Origin of the sequence: Streptomyces sp. NBC_00250 (genome assembly GCF_036192275.1) — a bacterium.
In the GTDB taxonomy this organism is placed as follows: Bacteria; Actinomycetota; Actinomycetes; order Streptomycetales; family Streptomycetaceae; genus Streptomyces.
Genome location: NZ_CP108088.1, coordinates 1,407,769 through 1,427,769, shown reverse-complemented (window position 1 = coordinate 1,427,769; position 20,001 = coordinate 1,407,769). Strand labels below are relative to the sequence as shown.

14 protein-coding genes are annotated in these 20,001 nt (G+C 72.4%); 8 read left to right on the top strand and 6 right to left on the bottom strand.

The annotated features are described in order from the left end of the window. Positions 1-47 precede the first annotated feature (47 nt). The 3 genes from araD to OG259_RS06295 are packed head-to-tail and all read right to left on the bottom strand — an operon-like array spanning position 48 to position 3,420. Entirely contained in the window at positions 48-1,793 is a 1,746-nt protein-coding gene (gene araD, locus OG259_RS06305) for an L-arabinonate dehydratase (protein WP_328941295.1), read from the bottom strand. Continuing rightward, positions 1,790-2,713 carry a dihydrodipicolinate synthase family protein gene (locus tag OG259_RS06300; RefSeq protein WP_443051921.1) on the bottom strand — a complete coding sequence of 308 codons (924 nt, stop codon included), beginning with the start codon at positions 2,711-2,713 and terminating at the stop codon, positions 1,790-1,792. The genes araD and OG259_RS06300 overlap by 4 nt, the downstream gene beginning before the upstream one ends. Next, positions 2,710-3,420 (bottom strand): GntR family transcriptional regulator, encoded by a 711-nt coding sequence (locus OG259_RS06295; RefSeq protein WP_328941293.1) that lies wholly within the window; start codon positions 3,418-3,420, stop codon positions 2,710-2,712. Before OG259_RS06295 ends, OG259_RS06300 begins: the two co-directional genes overlap by 4 nt. A gap of 227 nt (positions 3,421-3,647) precedes the next feature. Between OG259_RS06295 and yicI the strand changes: the two genes are divergently transcribed. From yicI to OG259_RS06280, 3 genes are all read left to right on the top strand, one after another. Further along, positions 3,648-5,891 (top strand): alpha-xylosidase, encoded by a 2,244-nt coding sequence (yicI, locus tag OG259_RS06290; RefSeq protein WP_328941292.1) that lies wholly within the window; start codon positions 3,648-3,650, stop codon positions 5,889-5,891. A gap of 38 nt (positions 5,892-5,929) precedes the next feature. Further along, on the top strand, positions 5,930-6,388 hold the full coding sequence (locus tag OG259_RS06285) for a pyridoxamine 5'-phosphate oxidase family protein (protein ID WP_328941291.1): 459 nt from the start codon (positions 5,930-5,932) through the stop codon (positions 6,386-6,388). 301 nt (positions 6,389-6,689) lie between these two features. Beyond that, positions 6,690-7,961: an MFS transporter gene (locus tag OG259_RS06280; protein WP_328941290.1), complete on the top strand. Its 1,272-nt coding sequence runs from the start codon at positions 6,690-6,692 to the stop codon at positions 7,959-7,961. Positions 7,962-8,035: 74 nt separating this feature from the next. Here OG259_RS06280 and OG259_RS06275 read toward each other — a convergent pair whose 3' ends face one another. Beyond that, positions 8,036-10,996 (bottom strand): glycoside hydrolase family 3 C-terminal domain-containing protein, encoded by a 2,961-nt coding sequence (locus OG259_RS06275; RefSeq protein WP_328941289.1) that lies wholly within the window; start codon positions 10,994-10,996, stop codon positions 8,036-8,038. Between the two features lie 350 nt (positions 10,997-11,346). Between OG259_RS06275 and OG259_RS06270 the strand changes: the two genes are divergently transcribed. From OG259_RS06270 to OG259_RS41745, 5 genes are read left to right on the top strand one after another with little or no spacing between them, the layout of a single operon-like run. Further along, entirely contained in the window at positions 11,347-13,050 is a 1,704-nt protein-coding gene (locus OG259_RS06270; protein ID WP_328941288.1) for an extracellular solute-binding protein, read from the top strand. Positions 13,051-13,052: 2 nt separating this feature from the next. Then, positions 13,053-14,075: an ABC transporter permease gene (locus tag OG259_RS06265; RefSeq protein ID WP_328941287.1), complete on the top strand. Its 1,023-nt coding sequence runs from the start codon at positions 13,053-13,055 to the stop codon at positions 14,073-14,075. 8 nt (positions 14,076-14,083) lie between these two features. Beyond that, positions 14,084-15,028, top strand: a complete 945-nt coding sequence (locus tag OG259_RS06260; protein WP_328947008.1) for a carbohydrate ABC transporter permease — start codon at positions 14,084-14,086, stop codon at positions 15,026-15,028. 48 nt (positions 15,029-15,076) lie between these two features. Continuing rightward, positions 15,077-17,101 (top strand): beta-galactosidase, encoded by a 2,025-nt coding sequence (locus tag OG259_RS06255; protein WP_328941286.1) that lies wholly within the window; start codon positions 15,077-15,079, stop codon positions 17,099-17,101. Further along, positions 17,098-17,514: a glycoside hydrolase N-terminal domain-containing protein gene (locus OG259_RS41745; protein WP_443051920.1), complete on the top strand. Its 417-nt coding sequence runs from the start codon at positions 17,098-17,100 to the stop codon at positions 17,512-17,514. The genes OG259_RS06255 and OG259_RS41745 overlap by 4 nt, the downstream gene beginning before the upstream one ends. Before the next feature lie 41 nt (positions 17,515-17,555). Here the strand turns inward: OG259_RS41745 and OG259_RS06240 are convergent, their stop codons facing one another. Together OG259_RS06240 and OG259_RS06235 are read right to left on the bottom strand one after the other, a co-directional pair. Continuing rightward, complete coding sequence (locus OG259_RS06240) at positions 17,556-18,776, bottom strand: GNAT family N-acetyltransferase (RefSeq protein WP_328941285.1); 1,221 nt, start codon at positions 18,774-18,776, stop codon at positions 17,556-17,558. A gap of 127 nt (positions 18,777-18,903) precedes the next feature. Continuing rightward, positions 18,904-19,935 carry a LacI family DNA-binding transcriptional regulator gene (locus OG259_RS06235; protein ID WP_328941284.1) on the bottom strand — a complete coding sequence of 344 codons (1,032 nt, stop codon included), beginning with the start codon at positions 19,933-19,935 and terminating at the stop codon, positions 18,904-18,906. Between the last annotated feature and the right edge of the window lie 66 nt (positions 19,936-20,001).

Here is a 20,001-nt window from a genome sequence, read left to right as displayed (position 1 = left end):
GCTGGAGGTGTGAGGAGGGGCTGTGAGGCGGGTGTGGGGCGCGGGTGTCAGCCCGCGTACGGATCGGGAGTGGCTCCCGGCCTGGCCAGGAACTCGAAGTCGCAGCCCGTGTCGGCCTGGGAGATCTGCTCCATGTAGAGCGCGCCGTAGCCGCGCTCGTACCGGGCCGGCGGCGGTGTCCACGCGGCCCGTCGGACGTCCAGCTCCTCGTCCGTGACGTGCAGACGGAGAGAGCGTGCCGCGACGTCGAGGGTGATCGTATCGCCCGTACGGACGAGGGCAAGGGGGCCGCCGACATGGGACTCGGGCGCCACGTGCAGCACACACGCCCCGTAACTCGTCCCGCTCATCCGCGCGTCGGAGATCCGCACCATGTCCCGAACCCCCTGCTCCAGCAGGTACCGGGGGATGGGCAGCATGCCGTACTCCGGCATCCCGGGCCCGCCCTTGGGACCCGCGCCGCGCAGCACGAGCACGTGCTGGGGCGTGATGCCGAGCGCCGGGTCGTCGATGGTCCGCTGCATCGACCGGTAGTCCTCGAAGACGACCGCGGGGCCGGTGTGCTTCAGCAGCCGCGGCTCGGCCGCGATGTGCTTGATGACCGCCCCGTCGGGGCAGAGGTTGCCGCGCAGCACCGCCACCCCTCCCTCGGCGGCCAGCGGCCTGGCACGGTCGCGGATCACCTCCTCGTCGTGGACGAGGGCCCCGTCGAGCTGCTCCCGCAGGGTGGCGTGGGAGACGGTGGGCCGGTCCAGGTGCAGGACGTCGGTCAACCGGGAGAGGAATCCCGGCATCCCGCCCGCGAAGTGGAAGTCCTCCATCAGGAACCGCCCGCCCGGCCGCAGGTTCGCGAGGACCGGGACCGTCCGCGCGATCCGGTCGAAGTCGTCGAGCGTCAGCTTCACCCCCGAGCGCCCGGCCATCGCGATCAGATGGATGACCGCGTTGGTCGAACCGCCGAGCGCGAGCACCGCGGCGACCGCGTCCTCGTACGCCTCCCCCGTCAGGATCCGCGACAACCGCAGGTCCTGCCGTACGAGTTCGACGATCCGCAGCCCCGAGGCCGCGGCCATCCGGTCGTGCCCCGAGTCCACCGCCGGCACCGAGGACGCGCCCGGCACGGTCACGCCGAGCGTCTCGGCGGCGGCGGTCAGCGTGGACGCCGTACCCATCGTCATGCAGTGCCCGGGGGAGCGGGCGAGGCCGCTCTCCAGCTCCGCCATCTCGCAGTCGCCGAGGTTCCCGGCCCGCTTCTCGTCCCAGTACTTCCACATGTCCGTACCGGAGCCGAGGGTCTCGCCCCGCCAGTGCCCCGGCAGCATCGGCCCCGCCGGGACGAACACGGTCGGCAGGTCGACCGAGGCCGCACCCATGAGCAGCGCGGGAGTCGTCTTGTCGCAGCCGCCCATCAGCACCGCCCCGTCCACCGGGTACGAGCGCAGCAGCTCCTCCGTCTCCAGGGCGAGGAGATTGCGGTAGAGCATCGGGGTCGGCTTCTGGAAGGTCTCCGAGAGGGTGGAGACCGGGAACTCCAGCGGGAATCCGCCGGCCTGCCACACGCCCCGCTTCACGGCCTGGGCGCGGTCGCGCAGATGGACGTGGCAGGGGTTGATGTCGGACCAGGTGTTGAGGATCGCGATCACCGGCTTGCCGAGGTGCTCCTCGGGCAGATAGCCGAGCTGCCGGGTGCGGGCCCGGTGGCTGAAGGAGCGGAGGCCGTCGGTGCCGTACCACTGGTGGCTGCGCAGGTCCTCGGGGCGCCGCCCGGCCCCTGCCGGGTCTCCGGTGCTCATATCGGCCACCCGGCGGCGATCGTGGCGACCTCGGCCCGCTCGGCCTCGGGGAGTTCGCGGCTCGGCGGGCGGACCTCGCGGCGGCAGAGGCCGAGGGACGCGAGGGCCTCCTTGACCACGGTCACGTTGTCGGCACTGCCGTTCGCCGCGCGCAGCTCCTCGAAGCGGCGGATCCGCTCCCAGACCTTCATCGCGCTCGGGTAGTCGCCGGCCCGCAGGGCGCCCAGCATCTCCAGGGAGAGCGCGGGGGAGACATTGACCAGGCCGGAGGTGAAGCCGGTGGCGCCGCTCGCGAAGTAGGCGGGGGCGTACGGCTCGGCGAGGCCCGCCACCCACACGAACCGGTCGAGGCCCGCGTCCCGCGCGAAGCCGGCGAACCGGGCCGCGTCGGGGACCGCGTACTTCACACCGACGACATTGGGGCAGACGGCGCCGAGTTCGGCGAGCCGGCCCCCGCCGATCAGCGGGTTGCGGATGTAGGGGACGACGCCGAGCTCCGGGACGGCCTCGGCGATGGCCCGGTGGTAGTCGACCCAGCCGCTCTCGGAGACGTACGGGTGGACGGGCTGGTGGACCATCACCATGTGGGCGCCGGTGGCGCGGGCGTGCCGGGCGGCCTCGACCGCAGTCGGCACGTCGTGGCCGACACCGACCAGGATCGCGGCGCGGTCGCCCGCCTCCTCGACGGTGATCTCGGTGAGGGAGCGTCGTTCTTCGGGGGTGAGGGCGTAGAACTCGCCGGTGTTGCCGTTGGGGGTGAGGGTGCGGACCCCGCCGTCCAGGAGCCGGCGCAACAGCGCCCGGTGCGTGACGGTGTCCACGGAGCCGTCCTCGGCGAACGGCGTGACCGGGATGGCCACGACGTCGGCCAGGGCGGTCCTCAGGGTGTCGAACTCGATGCTCACGTGCTGCCCGCTCATTCGCTGATCAGGGGGGACTGGTTCATGGGGGACCGGTTCGTCGGGGGCGGGTCCATGGGGGACGGGTGCAGGGGGGAGTGCGGGAAGGCGCGCTCGACGAACGAGGCGATGTGGTCGTGCACGGCCAGGCCCGCGCCGTCGACGTCGCCCGCGTCGGCCAGCCGCAGGATCTCCTCGTGCTCCGCGGCCTCGCGCTCCCAGGAGGGGACGGCCGCCCAGGCGACCGTGGAGACCAGCGCGGCCTGGTCGCGCACCTCGTCGAGCATCCGGCCGAGCAGCGGGTTGCCGCAGGGGAGGTAGAGCGCGCGGTGGAAGTCGCGGTTGGCCAGGGACCGTTCGGCCGGGTCGTCGGCCCCGGCCGCTCGACGCAGCGCCTCGTGCGCCGCGTCGAGCGGGGCGCCGGAGGCGACGGCCCGACGGACCGCCTCGGGCTCCAGGAGCAGCCGCACGTCGTAGACGGCGCGGGCCATGTCCGCGTCGACCATCCGGACCGTGACGCCCTTGTACTGGCTCATCACCACGAGCCCGCTGCCCGCGAGGGTCTTCAGCGCCTCGCGGACGGGGGTCTTCGACACCCCGAAACGCGCGGCGAGTTCGGTCTCCACGAGTGCCTGCCCGGGTCTGAGGCCCCCGGTGAGGATGTCGTGCTTGATCGCTTCCAGGACGTACTGGGTGCGGGAGGGGATGGGGCTGGGGGCGAAGGCCATGGCGCACTCTCAGATCTCATGTATCGCGTCTCATATATGACGTACGAAGTGCAACGGGCATGAAGCTATGGGGGCGTTCGTGTTTCGTCAATGCTTCGCGCAAGCGGTTTCTACGGCGGGGTCCGGCGGTGATCACTCGGCTGTGGGGCTGGTTCGCGGTTTTGTTTTCTGGGATAACTATTGGGGGCTCGGTGCAGCCCCTCCCCACCCCACCCCCAAGGACCAGCATGAAGTTCACCGACGGCTTCTGGCTGATGCGCGAGGGCGTCCACGCCTCGTACGCCACCGAAGTCCGCGATCTGCGCCCGGAAGCCGACCGCTTCACCGCCTACGCCTCCGTCAAGCGGGTCGAGACCCGCGGCGACACCCTGAACTCGGCCCTTCTGACCGTGGAGTGCCACGCGCCCGCCGAGGGCGTGATCGGCGTACGCGTCACCCATCACGCGGGGAAGGCCCACCGCGGACCCGACTTCGAGCTCGACCGCCCCGGATCGGGGGCGGGCAGACTCCGCACGGACGGAACGGTCGTCGAGCTGGCCTCGGGGCCGCTGCGGCTGCGTCTGGACCGATCTGCGCCCTGGACCCTGGAGTTCGGCGACGCCGAAGGGCGTGCCCTCACCGAGGCCGGCCGCAAGGGCACCGCGTTCGTCACCACCCCGGACGGCGCCCACCACATGGCCGTCCAGCTCGCGCTCGGCGTCGGCGAGCAGATCTACGGCCTCGGCGAGCGCTTCACCCCCTTCGTGAAGAACGGCCAGAGCGTCGACATCTGGCAGGCCGACGGCGGCACCAGCAGCGAACAGGCCTACAAGAACATCCCGTTCTACCTCTCCTCGCGCGGCTACGGCGTCTTCGTCAACCACCCCGGCCGCGTCTCCTTCGAGGTCGGCTCGGAGGCCGTCGGCCAGGTCCAGTTCAGCGTCGAGGACCACACCGTCGAATACTTCGTCGTCGCGGGCCCCACCCCCAAGGACGTCCTCGCCCGCTACACCGCGCTCACCGGCCGCCCCGCCCTGCCTCCGCCCTGGTCCTTCGGCCTCTGGCTGACCACCTCCTTCACCACCCGCTACGACGAGGCGACCGTCACCTCCTTCGTCGACGGCATGGCCGAACGGGACATCCCGCTCTCCGTCTTCCACTTCGACTGCTTCTGGATGCGCGAGTACCAGTGGTCCGACTTCCGCTGGGACCCCGATACCTTCCCGGACCCGGAGGGCATGCTGGCCCGGCTCAAGGCGCGCGGCCTGCGCGTCGGGATGTGGATCAACCCGTACATCGCCCAGAAATCCCCCCTCTTCGAAGAGGGCAGGGAGCGGGGCCATCTCCTCAAGCGGCCGAACGGCGACGTCTGGCAGTGGGACCTGTGGCAGCCCGGCATGGCCCTCGTCGACTTCACGAACCCCGAGGCCAGGACCTGGTTCCAGGACAAGCTGCGACCGCTGCTCGCACAGGGCGTCGACTGCTTCAAGACCGACTTCGGAGAGCGCGTCCCCACCGACGTCGTCTGGCACGACGGCTCGGACCCCGAGCGCATGCACAACTACTACGCCCAGCTCTACAACCGGACCGTCTTCGACCTCCTGGAGAAGGAACGCGGCACCGGCGAGGCCGTCCTCTTCGCCCGCTCCGCGACCGCCGGCGGCCAGCAGTTCCCCGTCCACTGGGGCGGCGACTGCTGGGCCTCCTTCGAGGCCATGGCCGAATCCCTGCGCGGCGGACTCTCGCTCTCCCTGAGCGGCTTCGGCTTCTGGAGCCACGACATCGGCGGCTTCGAAGGCACACCCGAGCCCGAGGTCTTCACGCGCTGGCTCGCCTTCGGGCTGCTCTCCTCGCACAGCAGGCTGCACGGCAGCGACTCGTACCGGGTGCCCTGGGCGTTCGGCGAGGAGGCCGTGGAGGTCGCCCGGCGCTTCACCCGGCTCAAGCACCGCCTGATGCCGTACCTGTACGGGGTGGCCGCGGAGGCGCACGCGACGGGGGTGCCGGTGATGCGGCCGATGCTCCTGGAGTTCCCGGAGGACCCGGCGTGCCGGACCCTGGACCGGCAGTACATGCTCGGCCCCGACCTGCTGGTGGCGCCCGTGCTCGGTCCCGGGGGCGAGGTCGAGGTCTACCTCCCGGCGGGCGACTGGACCCACCTCCTCACGGGCGAGACGGTGACCGGCCCGTGCTGGCGCCGGGAGACCCACGCCCTCGACAGCCTCCCGCTGTACGTCCGCCCCGGCGCGGTCCTCCCCCTGGGCGCCGACGACACGCGCCCGGACGGCGACTGGCTGGACGGCCTGACGCTGCTCGTGGCGCCGGGGGATACGGGGGAGGGGCGGGGCGCGGTGACGGTCACGGTCCCCGACCACACGGGCGCCCCGGCGGCCGTCTACCGGGTGACCCGAACGCCGGAGGGGCCGCGGGCGACGGTGACCGGGACGGATCTGCCGTACGAGGTACGGGTTCTGCGGGCGGACGGATCATGACCGGGACGGCCCTCGGGGTCGGGCCGTAGGGTCGGGCCATGACGAACACCCGGACGATACGAGATCCCGAACAGCGCAAGAAGGACCTCCTCGCGCGGCTCGCGGAGGAGGTGGACATCTGGGTGGCCTCGGCGAGTGCCGACGGGACGCCGTACCTCGTACCGCTGGCCTTCCACTGGGACGGCACGGACATCTGGCTGTGCACCCGGCTGACCAACCCCACCGGCCGCAACCTCCGTACCGGCGGACGGGCCCGGCTCTCACTCGGGCACACCCGGGACGTCGTCCTGATCGACGGCGAGGTGACGACCCTCTCCGTCGGCGACGTACCGGCCGCGGCGATCGAGGAGTTCGCCGCGAAGTGCGGCTGGGACCCCCGGAACTCGGGCCCCGCGTACGGCTGGTTCCGGGTCCGGCCCACCGCCGTGGAGGCATGGCACGAGGAGCCCGAACTCGCCGGGCGCCACCTGATGCGGGACGGTGCCTGGGTGGTCTGAGGCGCGTGGAAAACAGGGTGCGCCGGGTGCTGGGAGACGGGTAACCTGCCCGCCATGTCGAGCCCCGAAGCATCCAGGGTGGGGGCTTTCGGTCACGCCGTCAGCCCCCTGATCCCCTGATTCCTCGCACGTCCGGACCTGTGAGCCGGTAGTCCGCTCGCGCCCTCCCGCCGCCCCGCGCGGCCGGACGGGCCGCGCCGGTGTGCCCAGGTCGGTGGGCTGACCGTGGTGACGAGACGTCGTTCTCACCACCCTCCCCACCCCGGAGCCCCCCTTGACGCGTCCCTCGACGCCTTCCTCGATGCCCCTTTCCCTGTACCTGCTCGCCCTGGCGGTCTTCGCCATGGGCACCTCGGAGTTCATGCTCGCCGGGCTGCTGCCCGACATCTCCCACGATCTCGGCGTGAGTGTCGGCGCGACCGGCGCGCTCACCTCGGCCTTCGCCATCGGCATGGTCGTCGGCGCCCCGCTGACGGCCGCGCTCGCCCGTGACCGGTCCGGCCGGGCCGGACTGCTCGGATTCGTCCTGGCCTTCCTCGCCGCCCATGCCGTGGGCGCCGTCACCGGCAGCTTCACGGTCCTGCTCGCCACCCGTGTCGCCGCCGCCCTCGCCAACGCGGGCTTCCTCGCCGTCGCCCTGACGACGGCCGCCGCTCTCGTCCCGCCCGAGCGGAAGGGCCGTGCGCTCGCCGTGCTGCTCTCCGGCACGACGGTGGCCACGGTCGTGGGCGTGCCGGGCGGCGCGCTTCTCGGCGGCCTCTTCGGCTGGCGCGCCGCGTTCTGGGCGGTCGCCGCCCTGTGCCTCCCCGCCGCGCTCGGCGTCCTCCGGGGCGTCCCGACCCACCCCGTACGCAAGGACGCGGACGGCCGGCGGGACGCGGACGGTCGGCGAGACATGGTCGGCCGGCGGGACGCGGACAGTCGGCGAGACATGGAGGGTGGGCGGCTCGACCCCGGCGCCCGGCGGTCCACGGACGGCCGGCCCGCGCTGCGGGCGGAGTTCGCGCGGCTCAGGAGTCCGCGGCTCCTCCTGGTCCTGCTGTCCGGAGCCCTGGTCAACGCGGCCACCTTCGGCGCCTTCACCTTCCTCGCCCCCGTGGTCACCGGATCCGCCGGACTCGCCGAACCCTGGGTCCCGGTCGCCCTGGTCCTCTTCGGAGCCGGTTCCTTCGCCGGGATCACCGCCGCCGGCCGGCTCTCCGACCGCCGCCCCGGCCTGGTCCTCGCCGTCGGCGGCCCGCTGCTGCTCCTCGGCTGGCCCGCCGTGGCGCTGTTCGCGGACCGGCCGGCGGTCCTCCTCGGGCTCGTCCTCGTGCAGGGAACGCTGTCGTTCGCGCTGGGAGGCACCCTGATCGCCCGGTCCCTGTACGCGGCGGCCGGGGCGCCCACCATGGCCGGGGCCTACGCGACCGCCGCCTTCAACGTCGGCGCGACGGTGGGCCCCCTCCTCGCGGCCGCGACCCTGGGGACCTCGGCCGGGCCCCTGGGGCCGTTCTGGGCGGCCGCCGTGCTCGTCGCGGCCGCACTGCCCGTCGCTCTCGCGGCCGTCCCGGCACGCGGCACAGGCGCCTGACCCCCCCCGCGTACGACGAGAGCCCGGCACCGGAAGGTTCGGTGCCGGGCTCTCGGGTCGGTTCCGCCGGTCCCTCAGCCGACGAAACCGACGTGGGCGAGGCGCACCCGCCCGCGCAGGGCGACCCGGAGGTCCACCACGTCCTGCGCGAGCACCGGGGCGACCAGGGTGCGGTAGGCGTACGGCCCGCCCGTCGGCTCGACCTCGAACCGGGCCAGGAGCGTGCCGTCGGCGAGGGACAGCTCCACCGTTCCCTCGCCCGCGACCGTCACCGCCGCCTCCGAGACGCCGTCGGCGAACTCACAGGCCCGGTAGACGAGGCGGCCGTCCACGTCCGGGTCCGCCGGAGTCACCGCGTCGCCCGAAACCTTCGTGCGGTCCACGATCACCGTGCCGGACTGCCCGTCGTAGTCGGCCGCGGCGAGGCCTTCCACCAGGACCGGACGCGGGCCCGGTGCCTCGCCCGCCACCTCGACGCGGACCGTGCGGCGGATGTCCGCGGCGGACGCGCCCACCTGGATCTCGTACGGGCCCGGCTCCACCGTCCACCGGCCGTGGGCCACGTCCCAGTACCCGAGCACCGCCACCGGCACCTCGAAGGAGAGCGCGGTGGACGCGCCCGGAGCGATACCCACGCGCGCGTGGGCGACGAGTTCCCGGTGGGGGCGCGGGACGGAGGGCGCCACTACGCGCGCGTACACCTGGATCACCTCGTCCGCGGTGAGGGCACCCGTGTTGGCGACGGTGCAGGAGACCGTCACGGTCCCGCCGTCGACGGCGGCCGTCAGTTCCTCGTACGCGAAGCTCGTGTACGACAGGCCGTGCCCGAACGGGAAGAGCGGTGTGCCGTCGAAGTACAGATACGTCTGCCGGCCGCCGATGACGTCGTAGTCCAGCATGTCGGGCAGGTCCTCGTCCGCCGCGTACCAGGTCTGCGGGAGCCGCCCCGCCGGGGAGACGTCACCGGCCAGGATCCGGGCGAGCGCCGTACCGGCCGCCTGCCCGCCGTGCGCGGTCCACAGCAGGGCCGGGAGCGTGGCGGCGGCCTCCGGGACGGCGTACGGGTACGAGGAGACCAGGACGAGGGCGGTCCGCGGGTTCGCCGCGTGCGCGGCCCGCCACAGCCGCTCCTGGTGGGCGGGGAGGGCGAGCGTCGTACGGTCCTCGGTCTCCCGGCCGTTGATGTGCGGGTCGTTCCCGGCGACGACGATCACCGTGTCCGCTCCGGCTGCGGCCCGGGCGACCGCCTCCTCGCCCCGCTCGATCACCTCCACCGTGAAGGGTTCGGCCGATTCCCGGTCGGCGGCAACCTTCACGCCGTCGGCGGCGACAGAGACGTAGCCACCCGTACCGAGGTGCAGAAGGAGGTGTCGGTTCCCGTGTTCCTCACGCCCCGCGTGTCCCTCATGGGCTTCGAGCCGGAAGGTCTCCTGGACGACCCAGCCGCCGGGTTCGTCCGCCGAGGCGCGGACGAACCCGTCCTCGGCGACCGACAGGTACCGGCCGTCGGGGGCGCGCAGGGTCAGCACCCCGTCGCCCCGGTCGACCAGGGCGAGTTCCGAGCCCTCCGCGTCGGCGGTGAGCGGCGGCAGGTCGGTCCGGCCCGCCAGCAGGGCCGGGTCGAGCGCGACCTCGGTGCCCCGCACCGCGTCGGCCGCGCCGCCCTCCGGCACCCGCAGCACGGTGCCGGACGCGGTCCGCAGCCGTACCCGGTCCACGCCCTCGGCGAACGTCACCCGGTCCGCGCCGAACCGCTCCCGCAGCCCGTCCAGCGGGGAGGAGCGGTGGATCAGCGAACCGCTGTACCAGTCGAGCTTGCAGGCGTCGGCGAGCAGCCCCACCACGGCGATCCGCCGCCCGTCGTCCGCGAGCGGCAGCAGCGGGCGGTCCGGTCGCTCCGGGGACCTGCCGAGCAGTTCCGGGCCGCCGGAATCCAGGCGCTCGTCGCGCGGTACCGGGCCACCGGGCCCCAGGGGCTCGTTGCGCAGCAGGACGATCGCCGCCTCCGCCGCCTCGCGGGCCAGCTCCCGGTGCTCGGCCGTGTCGAACCGGTCCTCGGCCGCGTACGGACCGAGGTCCGGGTCGAACTCGCCGAGCAGACACCGCACGGTCAGCTGGCGCCGTACCGCCCGGTCCACGTCGCTCTGCTCGATGAGTCCGGCCTCCAGGGCCCGCCGCAGCCGCCCGAGGATCACCGAGGTGTCCGTTCCGTGGTCGGTGAAGGAGTCGACCCCGGCGCGCAGCGACGCCGCCACCGCCTCCTCGTGCGTCGCGAAGTACCCCTGGGAGTCGGCCAGGTTGGAGGGCGCGCCCGCGTCCGAGCAGACGAGCAGCTCCTGGTCCGTCCAGGTGCGCAGCTCCTCCTCCAGGTACGGGGAGAGGTGGTTGGGCCGGCCGTTGACGAGGTTGTACGCGGGCATCACCCCCGCCACCGCGCCCGCCTCCACGGGTCCGCGGAAGGCCCGCAGGTCGTACTCGTGCAACACCCGCGGTCGTACGGAAGCGGAGGAAGTGTCCCTCGCCGCCTCGTTGTTGTGGGCGAGCCAGTGCTTGAGGACCGGTGCGGTACGCCAGTACACGGGATGGTCGCCGCGCAGGCCCCGGGTGTACGCGGTGGCGATCGCGGCGGTCAGCGTCGGGTCCTCCGCGTATCCCTCCTCGCCGCGTCCCCACAGCGGGTTGCGCAGCAGGTTCACCGTCGGTGCCCACACGTTGAGACCGACCCGGTCGTCCTTGGCGCGCATCGCCCGCGCCTCGCGGGACACCGCCTCGCCCACCCGGCGCACCAACTCCGGGTGCCAGCTCGCCCCCAGGCCCACGGACTGCGGGAACACGGTCGCCGGCCCCATCCAGGCGACGCCGTGCAGGGCCTCCTGGCCGGTGCGGAAGGCGGCGAGTCCGATCCGGTCGACACCGGGCGTGAACTGGTGGAGGAGCGCGAGGCGTTCGTCGGCGGTGAGCCGGTCGAGCAGATCGTCGACCCGGGAGGCGACGGGGAGCGCCGGGTCACGGAAGGGCGGCCGGTGTGCGGTCACGTGCGAGTCCCTTGCAGAGGAGCTTGGATGCCGACAGGGCGGAGCGTTCGAAGCGCTTCGATGCTCCGTGCGGGAGGAGTGGGTGTCAAGCGGTGCAGGGCGATCATTCGCCGTGCCCGCAACGTCACTTGGGACGACCGGGTCTGGCGTGGAATCCCCCGAGATTCTCGGGAACGACTCTTGCCGCACCTGTGACGGTCACTTAACCTCGCAGCAATATCGAAGCGCTTCGACTCGATCGTCGACAGCGCCCGGGGTACCGCCCCGCCCGCACCACCTCCACCACCGCAGCCGGCCGGCACCTCCACGGTCGCCGTATGTCCTGGCGCGTGCCATGAAGGGTTGACGCAATGACGCCGAACGCCGTCTCCACGGGCTCCCGGAGATCCGCCCCGAGCCGGAGGGGCTTCCTCGCCTCCACCGCCGTCGCCGCCGCCGCGGTCGCCGGTGGCGCACCGCTGCTCACGGCCTGCGGTGGCGGCGGCTCGGACAGCGGGAAGAAGGACGGCACCACCACCGGCAAGGACGCGGCGAAGCTCCTCCCCGCCTTCGTCGCGAGTACCGTCGTCGCCCCCGACATCGCGCCGAAGAACGGCTCGGCCGCCGGCTTCACCCGCGCCGTCCCGAGCGCCGAACTCAAGGCCTCCGTCGACGGGAAGCGGGGCAAGGGCGGCGCGCTCACGATCATGGCCCCGTTCTGGGGACCGCCGCCCGCCCCCGACAACCCGTACTACAAGGCCATGAACGAGGCCATCGGCGTCCGGGCCACCTGGCAGAACCAGGACGGCAACGTCTACGACCAGAAGCTCGGCGCCGTCCTCGCCTCCAGCGAGATCCCCGACGTGGTCGTCGTCCCCGGCTGGAACCTCGGCGGCAAGATCCCCAGCGCCGTCGACGCCAAGTTCGAGGACCTCGGCCCGTACCTCTCCGGCGACAAGGTCAAGGCGTACCCGAACCTCGCGGCGATCCCCACCGACGCCTGGCAGCGCTCGATCTTCGGTGGCAAGCTCCGCGGCCTGCCCATGCCCGCCTCCTACGTCACCAACATCGCGCCCTTCTACCGCAAGGACCTCTTCGACGCGAAGGGCTGGCAACTCCCCAAGAGCGCGGACGAGTTCCTCGCCCTCGCCAAGGAGATCACCAGCGCCAAGGCGAAGGTGTGGGCCTGCGGCGACATGACCTGGACCGCGTACAACATGTTCGGCGTGCTGTCCGGCAGCGACAAGGCGCTCGGCTGGAACCTCGTCGACGGCAAGCTGATCAACCGCATCGAGACGCCCGAGTACCTCGAAGCGCTGGAGTGGACCCGCAAGCTCTTCGACGCCGGAGTCGTCCACCCCGACGAGAAGACCCAGAACCAGGGCGACGCCGGGATCCGCTTCACGGCCGGCCAGTGCCTGATCTACAACAACGACCTCTCCCACTGGTACGCCAAGACCTCCGAACAGGTCGCGCAGAAGCCGTCGTTCGCGATGGCGGCCATGGACATCCCCGGCCACGCTGGCGGACTCCCGAAGCTGTGGGCCACCAACCCCGCCAACATCTGGGCCTTCATCAGGAAGGGCAGCTCCAAGGCGGTGATCGAGGACGCCCTCGCCGTCGCCGACTTCACCGCCGCCCCCTACGGCACCAAGGAGCGGATGCTCACCGACTACGGAGTCGAGGGCGTCCACCACACCGTCAAGAACGGCCTTCCGGTGAAGACCGACAAGGGCAACCAGGAGGTCAGCAGCTCCTGGATGTTCGTCGCCAGCCCCTCCCCGTACATCGCCCACCCCGACACCCCCGAGGTCACCCGGGCCATGATCGAGTGGCAGCAGCGCATGGGCGCGGTCACCTCCAAGTCCTCCTTCTACGGCATGACCGTCACCGAGCCGTCCCGGTGGACCGGCCTCATGAACGACTTCGAGCAGCTGGAGAAGGACGTCGTCCGCGGCCGCAAGAAGGTCTCCGACATGCAGCAGGCCGTCTCCGAGTGGAAGACCAAGGGCGGCGACGAGCTGCGCGACTGGTACCGCAAGCTCCTCGACACCAACGGTTCCGCGGCGAGCTGACGGTGAGCACGCTCGACACCAAGACGGCGGAGCCGCCGGGCGCGCGCGCCTCGACCGGAGGCGCCCCACGAGGCCGCCGCCGGGACCGTACGACCGGGCACGTTCCGCTCGGCCGGCGGCTCCGCCGCGACCGGACCCTGCTCCTGATGACCGTCCCGGCGCTCATCCTCGTCGTCGTCTTCAACTACGTCCCGATCCTGGGGAACGTGGTCGCCTTCCAGGACTACGACCCGTACATCTCGACCAACGGCGTCACCGCCATGATGGAGAGCCCCTGGGTCGGCCTCGCCCAGTTCGAACGGGTCTTCTCCGACCCGGGGTTCTGGCACGCCGTCGAGAACACCCTCGTCCTCTTCCTCCTCCAGCTGGTCCTCTTCTTCCCCGTGCCCATCGCGCTCGCCCTGCTCGTCAACAGCGTGCTGCGGCCCCGGGTCAGGGCGCTCGTCCAGGCCGTCCTGTACCTGCCGCACTTCTTCTCCTGGGTGCTCGTCATCACGGTCTTCCAGCAGATCCTCGGAGGCGCCGGCATCATCGCGCAGACCCTCAGGCAGCACGGCTACGAGGGCTTCGACCTCATGACCGACCCGGCGATCTTCAAGTTCCTCGTCACCGCCGAAGGCATCTGGAAGGACGCGGGCTGGGGCGTCATCGTCTTCCTCGCCGCGCTCGCCGCAGTCAACCAGGACCTGTACGAGGCCGCCGCCATGGACGGCGCGAACCGGTGGCGCCGGATGTGGCACGTCACCCTGCCCGCGCTGCGGCCGGTGATCGCGCTGCTGCTCGTCCTCCGCGTCGGCGACGCGCTCACCGTCGGCTTCGAACAGCTGCTGCTCCAGCGCGACGCCGTCGGCCCGGGTGCCGCCGAGGTCCTCGACACCTTCGTGTGGTGGACCGGTCTGCGCAGCCAGGACTTCAGCTACGCGGCCGCCGCAGGCCTGGTGAAGGGAGTCGTCGGCCTCGTGCTGGTGCTCTCCGCGAACAAGACCGCCCATCTCATGGGCGAGCAGGGGGTGTACCGCAAGTGACCCAGAGCCTGCAAGCGCCCCGCCGACCGCGAGGGGCCCGACGACCCACCTCGTCGCGATGGGCGGCGCCCGCCCGGCCCGTCTGGGAGGAGCCGCCCGGCAGGGCCGGCCTAGCCGCCAAGGGCGCGATCCTCGTCCTCGCCTGCCTCGCGGTCCTCCTCCCGCTGTGGATCGTGGTCGTCACCAGCCTCTCGTCCAAGAAGACGATCACGGAGACCGGCGGGCTGGTGGTCGTCCCCCGGGACATCACCTTCATCGCCTACCAGGAACTCCTGAGCGGCGGCCAGGTCACCCGCGCCGCCGTCGTCAGCGTCCTCGTCACCGTGACCGGCACGCTCTTCTCGATGGCCGTGTCGATCCTCTGCGCGTACGGACTCTCCCGGCCCGGCTCGCTCGGCCACCGCTTCATCCTGCTCACCCTGATGGCCACCATGTTCTTCGGCGCCGGCCTGATCCCCACGTACCTCCTCGTGCAGACCCTCGGCCTCACCGACACCTATCTCGCGCTGATCCTCCCCAGCGCCGTCAGCGTCTTCAACATCCTCGTCCTGCGGGGCTTCTTCATGGGCGTCTCACCCGAACTCATCGACAGCGCGCGCATCGACGGAGCGGGAGACATGCGGATCCTCTGGCAGATCGTGATGCCACTGTCGAGGGCGGTCATCGCCGTCATCACCCTGTTCTACGCGGTCGGTTACTGGAGCGCCTGGTTCAACGCCTCCATCTACCTCAGCGACCAGAACATGATGCCGCTGCAGAACGTCCTCATCCAGCTCGCGCAGAAGCAGGAGATCCCCGTCGGCCTCGGCCAGGCCGTCAAGGCGGGCAACCTCTCCGGCCTCGCCGTCCAGATGGCCGTCATGGTCCTCGCCCTGCTGCCGGTCGCCGTCCTCTCGCCCTTCGTCCAGAAGCACTTCAGGAAGGGCATGCTCACCGGCGCCGTCAAGGGCTGAGCCCACCCGAGCGACACCCTGAAGCCCCCACCCTTTACGGAGAGTTCGATGCCGAGCCTCGACGACGTGACCCGGCCGCCCGGCCGCCCGCCCCGGATCCTCTACGGCGGCGACTGGAACCCCGAGCAGTGGCCCGAGGAGACCTGGGCCGAGGACGTGCGGCTGATGCGCCGTGCCCGCGTCGACTCCGTCACCCTCGGGGTCTTCTCCTGGGGGCGCATCGAACCCAGGCCAGGCGCCCGCGAGTTCGGGTGGCTCGACCGCCTCATGGACCTCACCCACGACCACGGCATCGGTGTCGTTCTCGCCACCCCCACCTCCTCGCCCCCGCCCTGGATGGGGCGGCTCCACCCCGAGACACTGCCCCGCGACGAGGACGGCAGGACCGAATGGTGGGGCTCGCGCCAGCACTTCTCCCACTCCAGCGAGGTCTACCGGCAGTACGCCGCCGCGATCACCGAGGACCTCGCCGCCCGCTACGCCGGACACCCGGCCCTCACCATGTGGCACATCAACAACGAGTACTGCACCTACGACTGGGGCGACGAGGCCGCCCGTACCTTCCGCCGCTGGCTCCAGGACCGGTACGGCACGCTCGACGCGCTCAACACCGCCTGGGGCACCGCCTTCTGGAGCCAGCGGTACGGCGACTGGGCCGAGGTTTTGCCACCCCGCCGCGCCCACTACCTGAAGAACCCGGCACACGTCCTCGACTTCCGGCGCTACACCTCCGACCAGCTCCTGGAGTGCTACCGGGCCGAACGGGACATCGTCCGCCGCCACACCCCGCACCTGCCCGTGACCACCAACTTCATGCCGTTCTGGTCCGGCCAGGACGGCTGGGCCTGGGCCGCCGAAGAGGACCTCGTCTCGGTCGACGTCTACCCCGACCCACGGGACCCGGGCGCCGGAGCGTACAACGCGATGATCGGAGACCTGACCCGCTCCCAGGCCGGCGGCGGGCCGTGGATGGTCATGGAGCAGGCCGCCGGCGCCGTCAACTGGCGGGGCGTCAACCACCCCAAGCCGTACGGACTCAACCGGCTCTGGGCCCTCCAGACCGTCGCCCACGGAGCGGACGCCGTCTGCTACTTCCAGTGGCGGCAGTCCCGTCAGGGAGCGGAGAAGTTCCACTCCGGGATGCTGGGCCACGCCGGGGAACGGGGCCGCGTCTTCCAGGAGACCGTCCGCATCGGCGAAGACCTCGCCCGGCTCGGCCCCCGCGTCGCCGGCAGCCGCGTCACCACCGACATCGCCGTCCTCCACGACTGGAACTCCTGGTGGGCCGGCGCCCAGGACGGGGCGCTCTCCCGCCGGGTCGACCACGCCGAGATCGTCCGCGCCTGGCACCGCGCCCTCTGGGACGCCCACCTCCCCGCCTCCTTCGCCCACCCCCACCAGGACCTCGGCGGTCACCGGCTCGTCGTCGTCCCGCACCTCTACCTCCTCGACGACACCGCCGTCGACAACCTCCTCGCGTACGTGCGCGGCGGCGGCACCCTCGTCTGCGGCTTCCTCACCGGCATCGCCGACCAGGACGACCGGGTCCGCCCCGGCGGGATGGACGCCCGCCTCCGGGAACTCCTCGGCATCGACCTGCTCCAGGAGTGGTGGCCGCTCGACGAGGGCGAACACGTCGACTGCGGCACCTTCAGGGGCTCCCTCTGGTCCGAGGAGCTGACCGCCGTCCCCGGCGCGGAGACGGTGGCCGCCTACCGGGGCGGGGAACTCGACGGCCTTCCCGCCGTGCTCCGCAACGGCCGAGCCTGGTACGTCTCCACCCTCCCCGAACCGGCAGGGCTGCGGGACCTGCTCGCCGCCGTGGCCCACGAGGCCGGGGTGCGACCGGTCCTCGACGGCCTGCCGGCCGGCGTCGAGGCCGTCCGGCGCGGCGAACTGCTCTTCCTCCTCCACCACGGGCCCGACCCGGTCACGGTGCCGCTGCCCGGCCGCCATCGTGACCTGCTCACCGGTGCGGAGGTCGAAGGGGCGCTGAAGCTCGACCGGTACGGAGCGGTGGTCCTGGAGGAGTGCGGACCGGGCCCCGTGCCCGCGTCGGAGGAACGTCCGTGATCCACGGAACCTGGGAGCCCGCGCCCGCCACCCGCTGGGAGGACGCCTTTCTCGCCGGGAACGGCAGGCACGGCGCCCTCGTCCTCGGCGACCCCGAGGACGACCGGGTGATCGTCACCCACCACACGCTCGTACGGCCGAACAACGCGCCCGCCGACACACTCGTCGAGGCCCTCGTGCAGTCCACGCCCGCGCGGCTCGTGCTGCTGCCCGCGCCACCCGCCCGGTGCCCACGCGGCCGGCTCACCGGCGTACGGACCCGGTTCGGCGCCCGTGTCGACCTGACATGGTTGCCCGGGACGTACCGCGCGGTCCTCCGCCCCGACCGGGACGCCGAGATCGACCTCAGGACCCCGGCGGGGGCCGCACGGCTCGTCCTGCGGGCGGGGGAGGAACGCACGGTCGGTTCCTGAGCCCGGCCCGGAAGATGTCCGCAGGGCCGGTGAGCACGCGGTCAGAACCAGTGCAGGCAGTGCGGGGAGCGCTCGGCGCGGAAGAGGGTGTCGGCGAGGGCGGCCGCCCCCGGGTGGTGGGAACGGATGTGTCCGGCACGCACGAGCGTGCTCGGGGCGGTGCCGCCGAGGTAGACCGAGCCCAGGTCGCGCACGTCCAAGGACAGGTCGGGCTCCCGGTCCGTCGGCACGCAGTCGGCCTTGCCGTCCCGGACGGTCAGCAGGTAGCGGCCGTGCTCGCCGAGGAACGGGTCCTCGACGTCGAGGACGAGCTCGCCGTCGGTGAACCAGCCGCGCGCGGTCAGGGCCCCTGGGACGTCGAGCAGCCGCACCCACAGCCAGTCGGTGTCGCCGCTCACCCGGCCGGCCCGGAAGTCCGCGAACTGCCAGCGCAGCGGGTGCTCGGGCGGGACGTGCTTGAACACGACCTGAGAGACCAGGTCGTGGCCGAGGGCGAACCGGGCCAGGGCCGTGAAGGCGGTGTCGTCGCAGGCGATGGTCTCGTCGACCGTCAGGGTCTCGGCCTCGCCGATCGAGTAGCTGGCATACCCGTCAGGGACGCCGTCGGAGTCCCGGTGCACGGCGACGTGGCGCGGTGCCGGTGAGATCGGGGGCTGCCCCGCGCGCAAGGCCCACCAGCGGTGCGGCCGGGACAGCGCGCCGGGCTGGGAGCGGCGGTACCGGTCGTAGACCGTTTCCAGGATCTCTCCGCACTCGGCACGACGCAGTACCTCGACCGTGCCGGTGTCCGGTGCGTCGGTCACCGCGCGCGTCCGGGGCGAGGCGAGGGCGGCCTCGTGGCGCTGCACCGTCAGCCGTCCCGTGTAGGTCGCCGGTCCGTAGCCGAACCTGCCGTAGATCGGGGCCTCCGAGGCGAGGAGTACGGAGAGGAACTCCCCTCGGGCCCGCAACTCGGTGAGCTGATGCCGCATCATCGCGCTGAGCACGCCCTGGCGGCGGTGCGAGGGCAGCACGCCGACGGCGGTCACCCCGGACGCCGGGACGAGGGTCTCACCGGGCAGGGTGAGTTCGAAGGAGTGCGCGGCGGCGGTGCCGACGGGCCGCCCGTCCGCCGTCAGGGCGAGCAGGCAGCGGTCCGTTTCGAGCGCCGACCACCAGAGTCCGCCGCCCTCGACCGGTGTTTCCGGGAAGCGCCCGAACGCGGTATGGACAGTGTCGACGAAGACGTCGAAGTCCTCTTCGGTCGTGGAACGAATCTCCATTGCAGCCGCTGTCCCCTCGGATCGCGGGCCCACGATGCGTGGGGCCCGGCCACAGTGCAGCGTCGACGCGTGGCCAGAGCAAGCGAATTACGGGTCCGGGGTCGTGCGGGCCTTCGGATCCGAGCCCTCACGGCCGGGTCGGCGGCGCCGGCGGGGGGCCCGAGCTGTCCCGTACCGTCAGGGCGGGTGTGAGGAGTTCGACCGCGGCGGTGTCCGCCCCTGACCGCCGGGCGAGGCCCGTGATGAGCCGCTCCACCGCCCTGCGGCCCAGCTCCTGCGCGGGAATCGCCACCGAGGTCAGCGGCACCGAGGCCTGGGTGGCGATCTGGTCGGCGCAGACCGCGACCACCGACACGTCCTCCGGCACCGCCCGGCCCGTGCGCCGCAGCAGGGCGAGCAGCGGCTCGACCGCCGTCTCGTTCTGCACGACGAAGGCGCTGACCCCGGGCCGCTCGTCGAGGATCCGGGCGAGCACCCCCGCCACGGCGTCGTGACCGCCCTCGCACGGCCGGTGCAGCAGGCGGACCCCGAGCCCGGCCGCCCGGTCGCGCAGCCCGCGCAGGGTGCGCTCGGCGAAGCCCGTATGACGGGCGTAGACACCGGGGGACTCGCCGATGACCGCGATCTCCCGGTGCCCGAGGGACGCCAGATGCTCCACGCACAGCGCTCCGGCCGCCGTGAAGTCCAGATCGACACAGCTCAGACCGGTGGGGTCGGCGGGCAGCCCGACCAGGACGGCCGGCGGGCCCGCGGCGCGCAGCACCGGAAGCCGCTCGTCGTCGAGTTGGACGTCCATCAGGATCACCGCCTCGGCGAGGCCGCTGCCGGTCACGCGGCGGAGCGCCGACGGTCCTTCCTCCCCGGTGAGGAGCAGTACGTCATAGCCGTGGGCGCGGGCCGCGGTGGCGACGGCGACCGCGATCTCCAGCATCACCGGCACGTACATGTCGGTGCGCAGGGGGACCATCAGCGCGATGATCCGGGAACGGCTGCTGGCGAGCGCGCGGGCGCCCGCGTGGGGCTGGTAGCCGAGCTGCTCGATACTGGCCCGCACCCGCTGCCGGGTGGGGTCCGAGATGGGCCGCTTGCCGCTGAGGACGTAGCTCACCGTGCTCGCCGACACTCCGGCGTGCCGGGCGACCTCGGCAAGCGTGACCATCCGTTCTCCCCGCGGGCCGTGACTGAGGTGAAGCGACGCGCACCGCTTCGAACCGCTTCGACGACG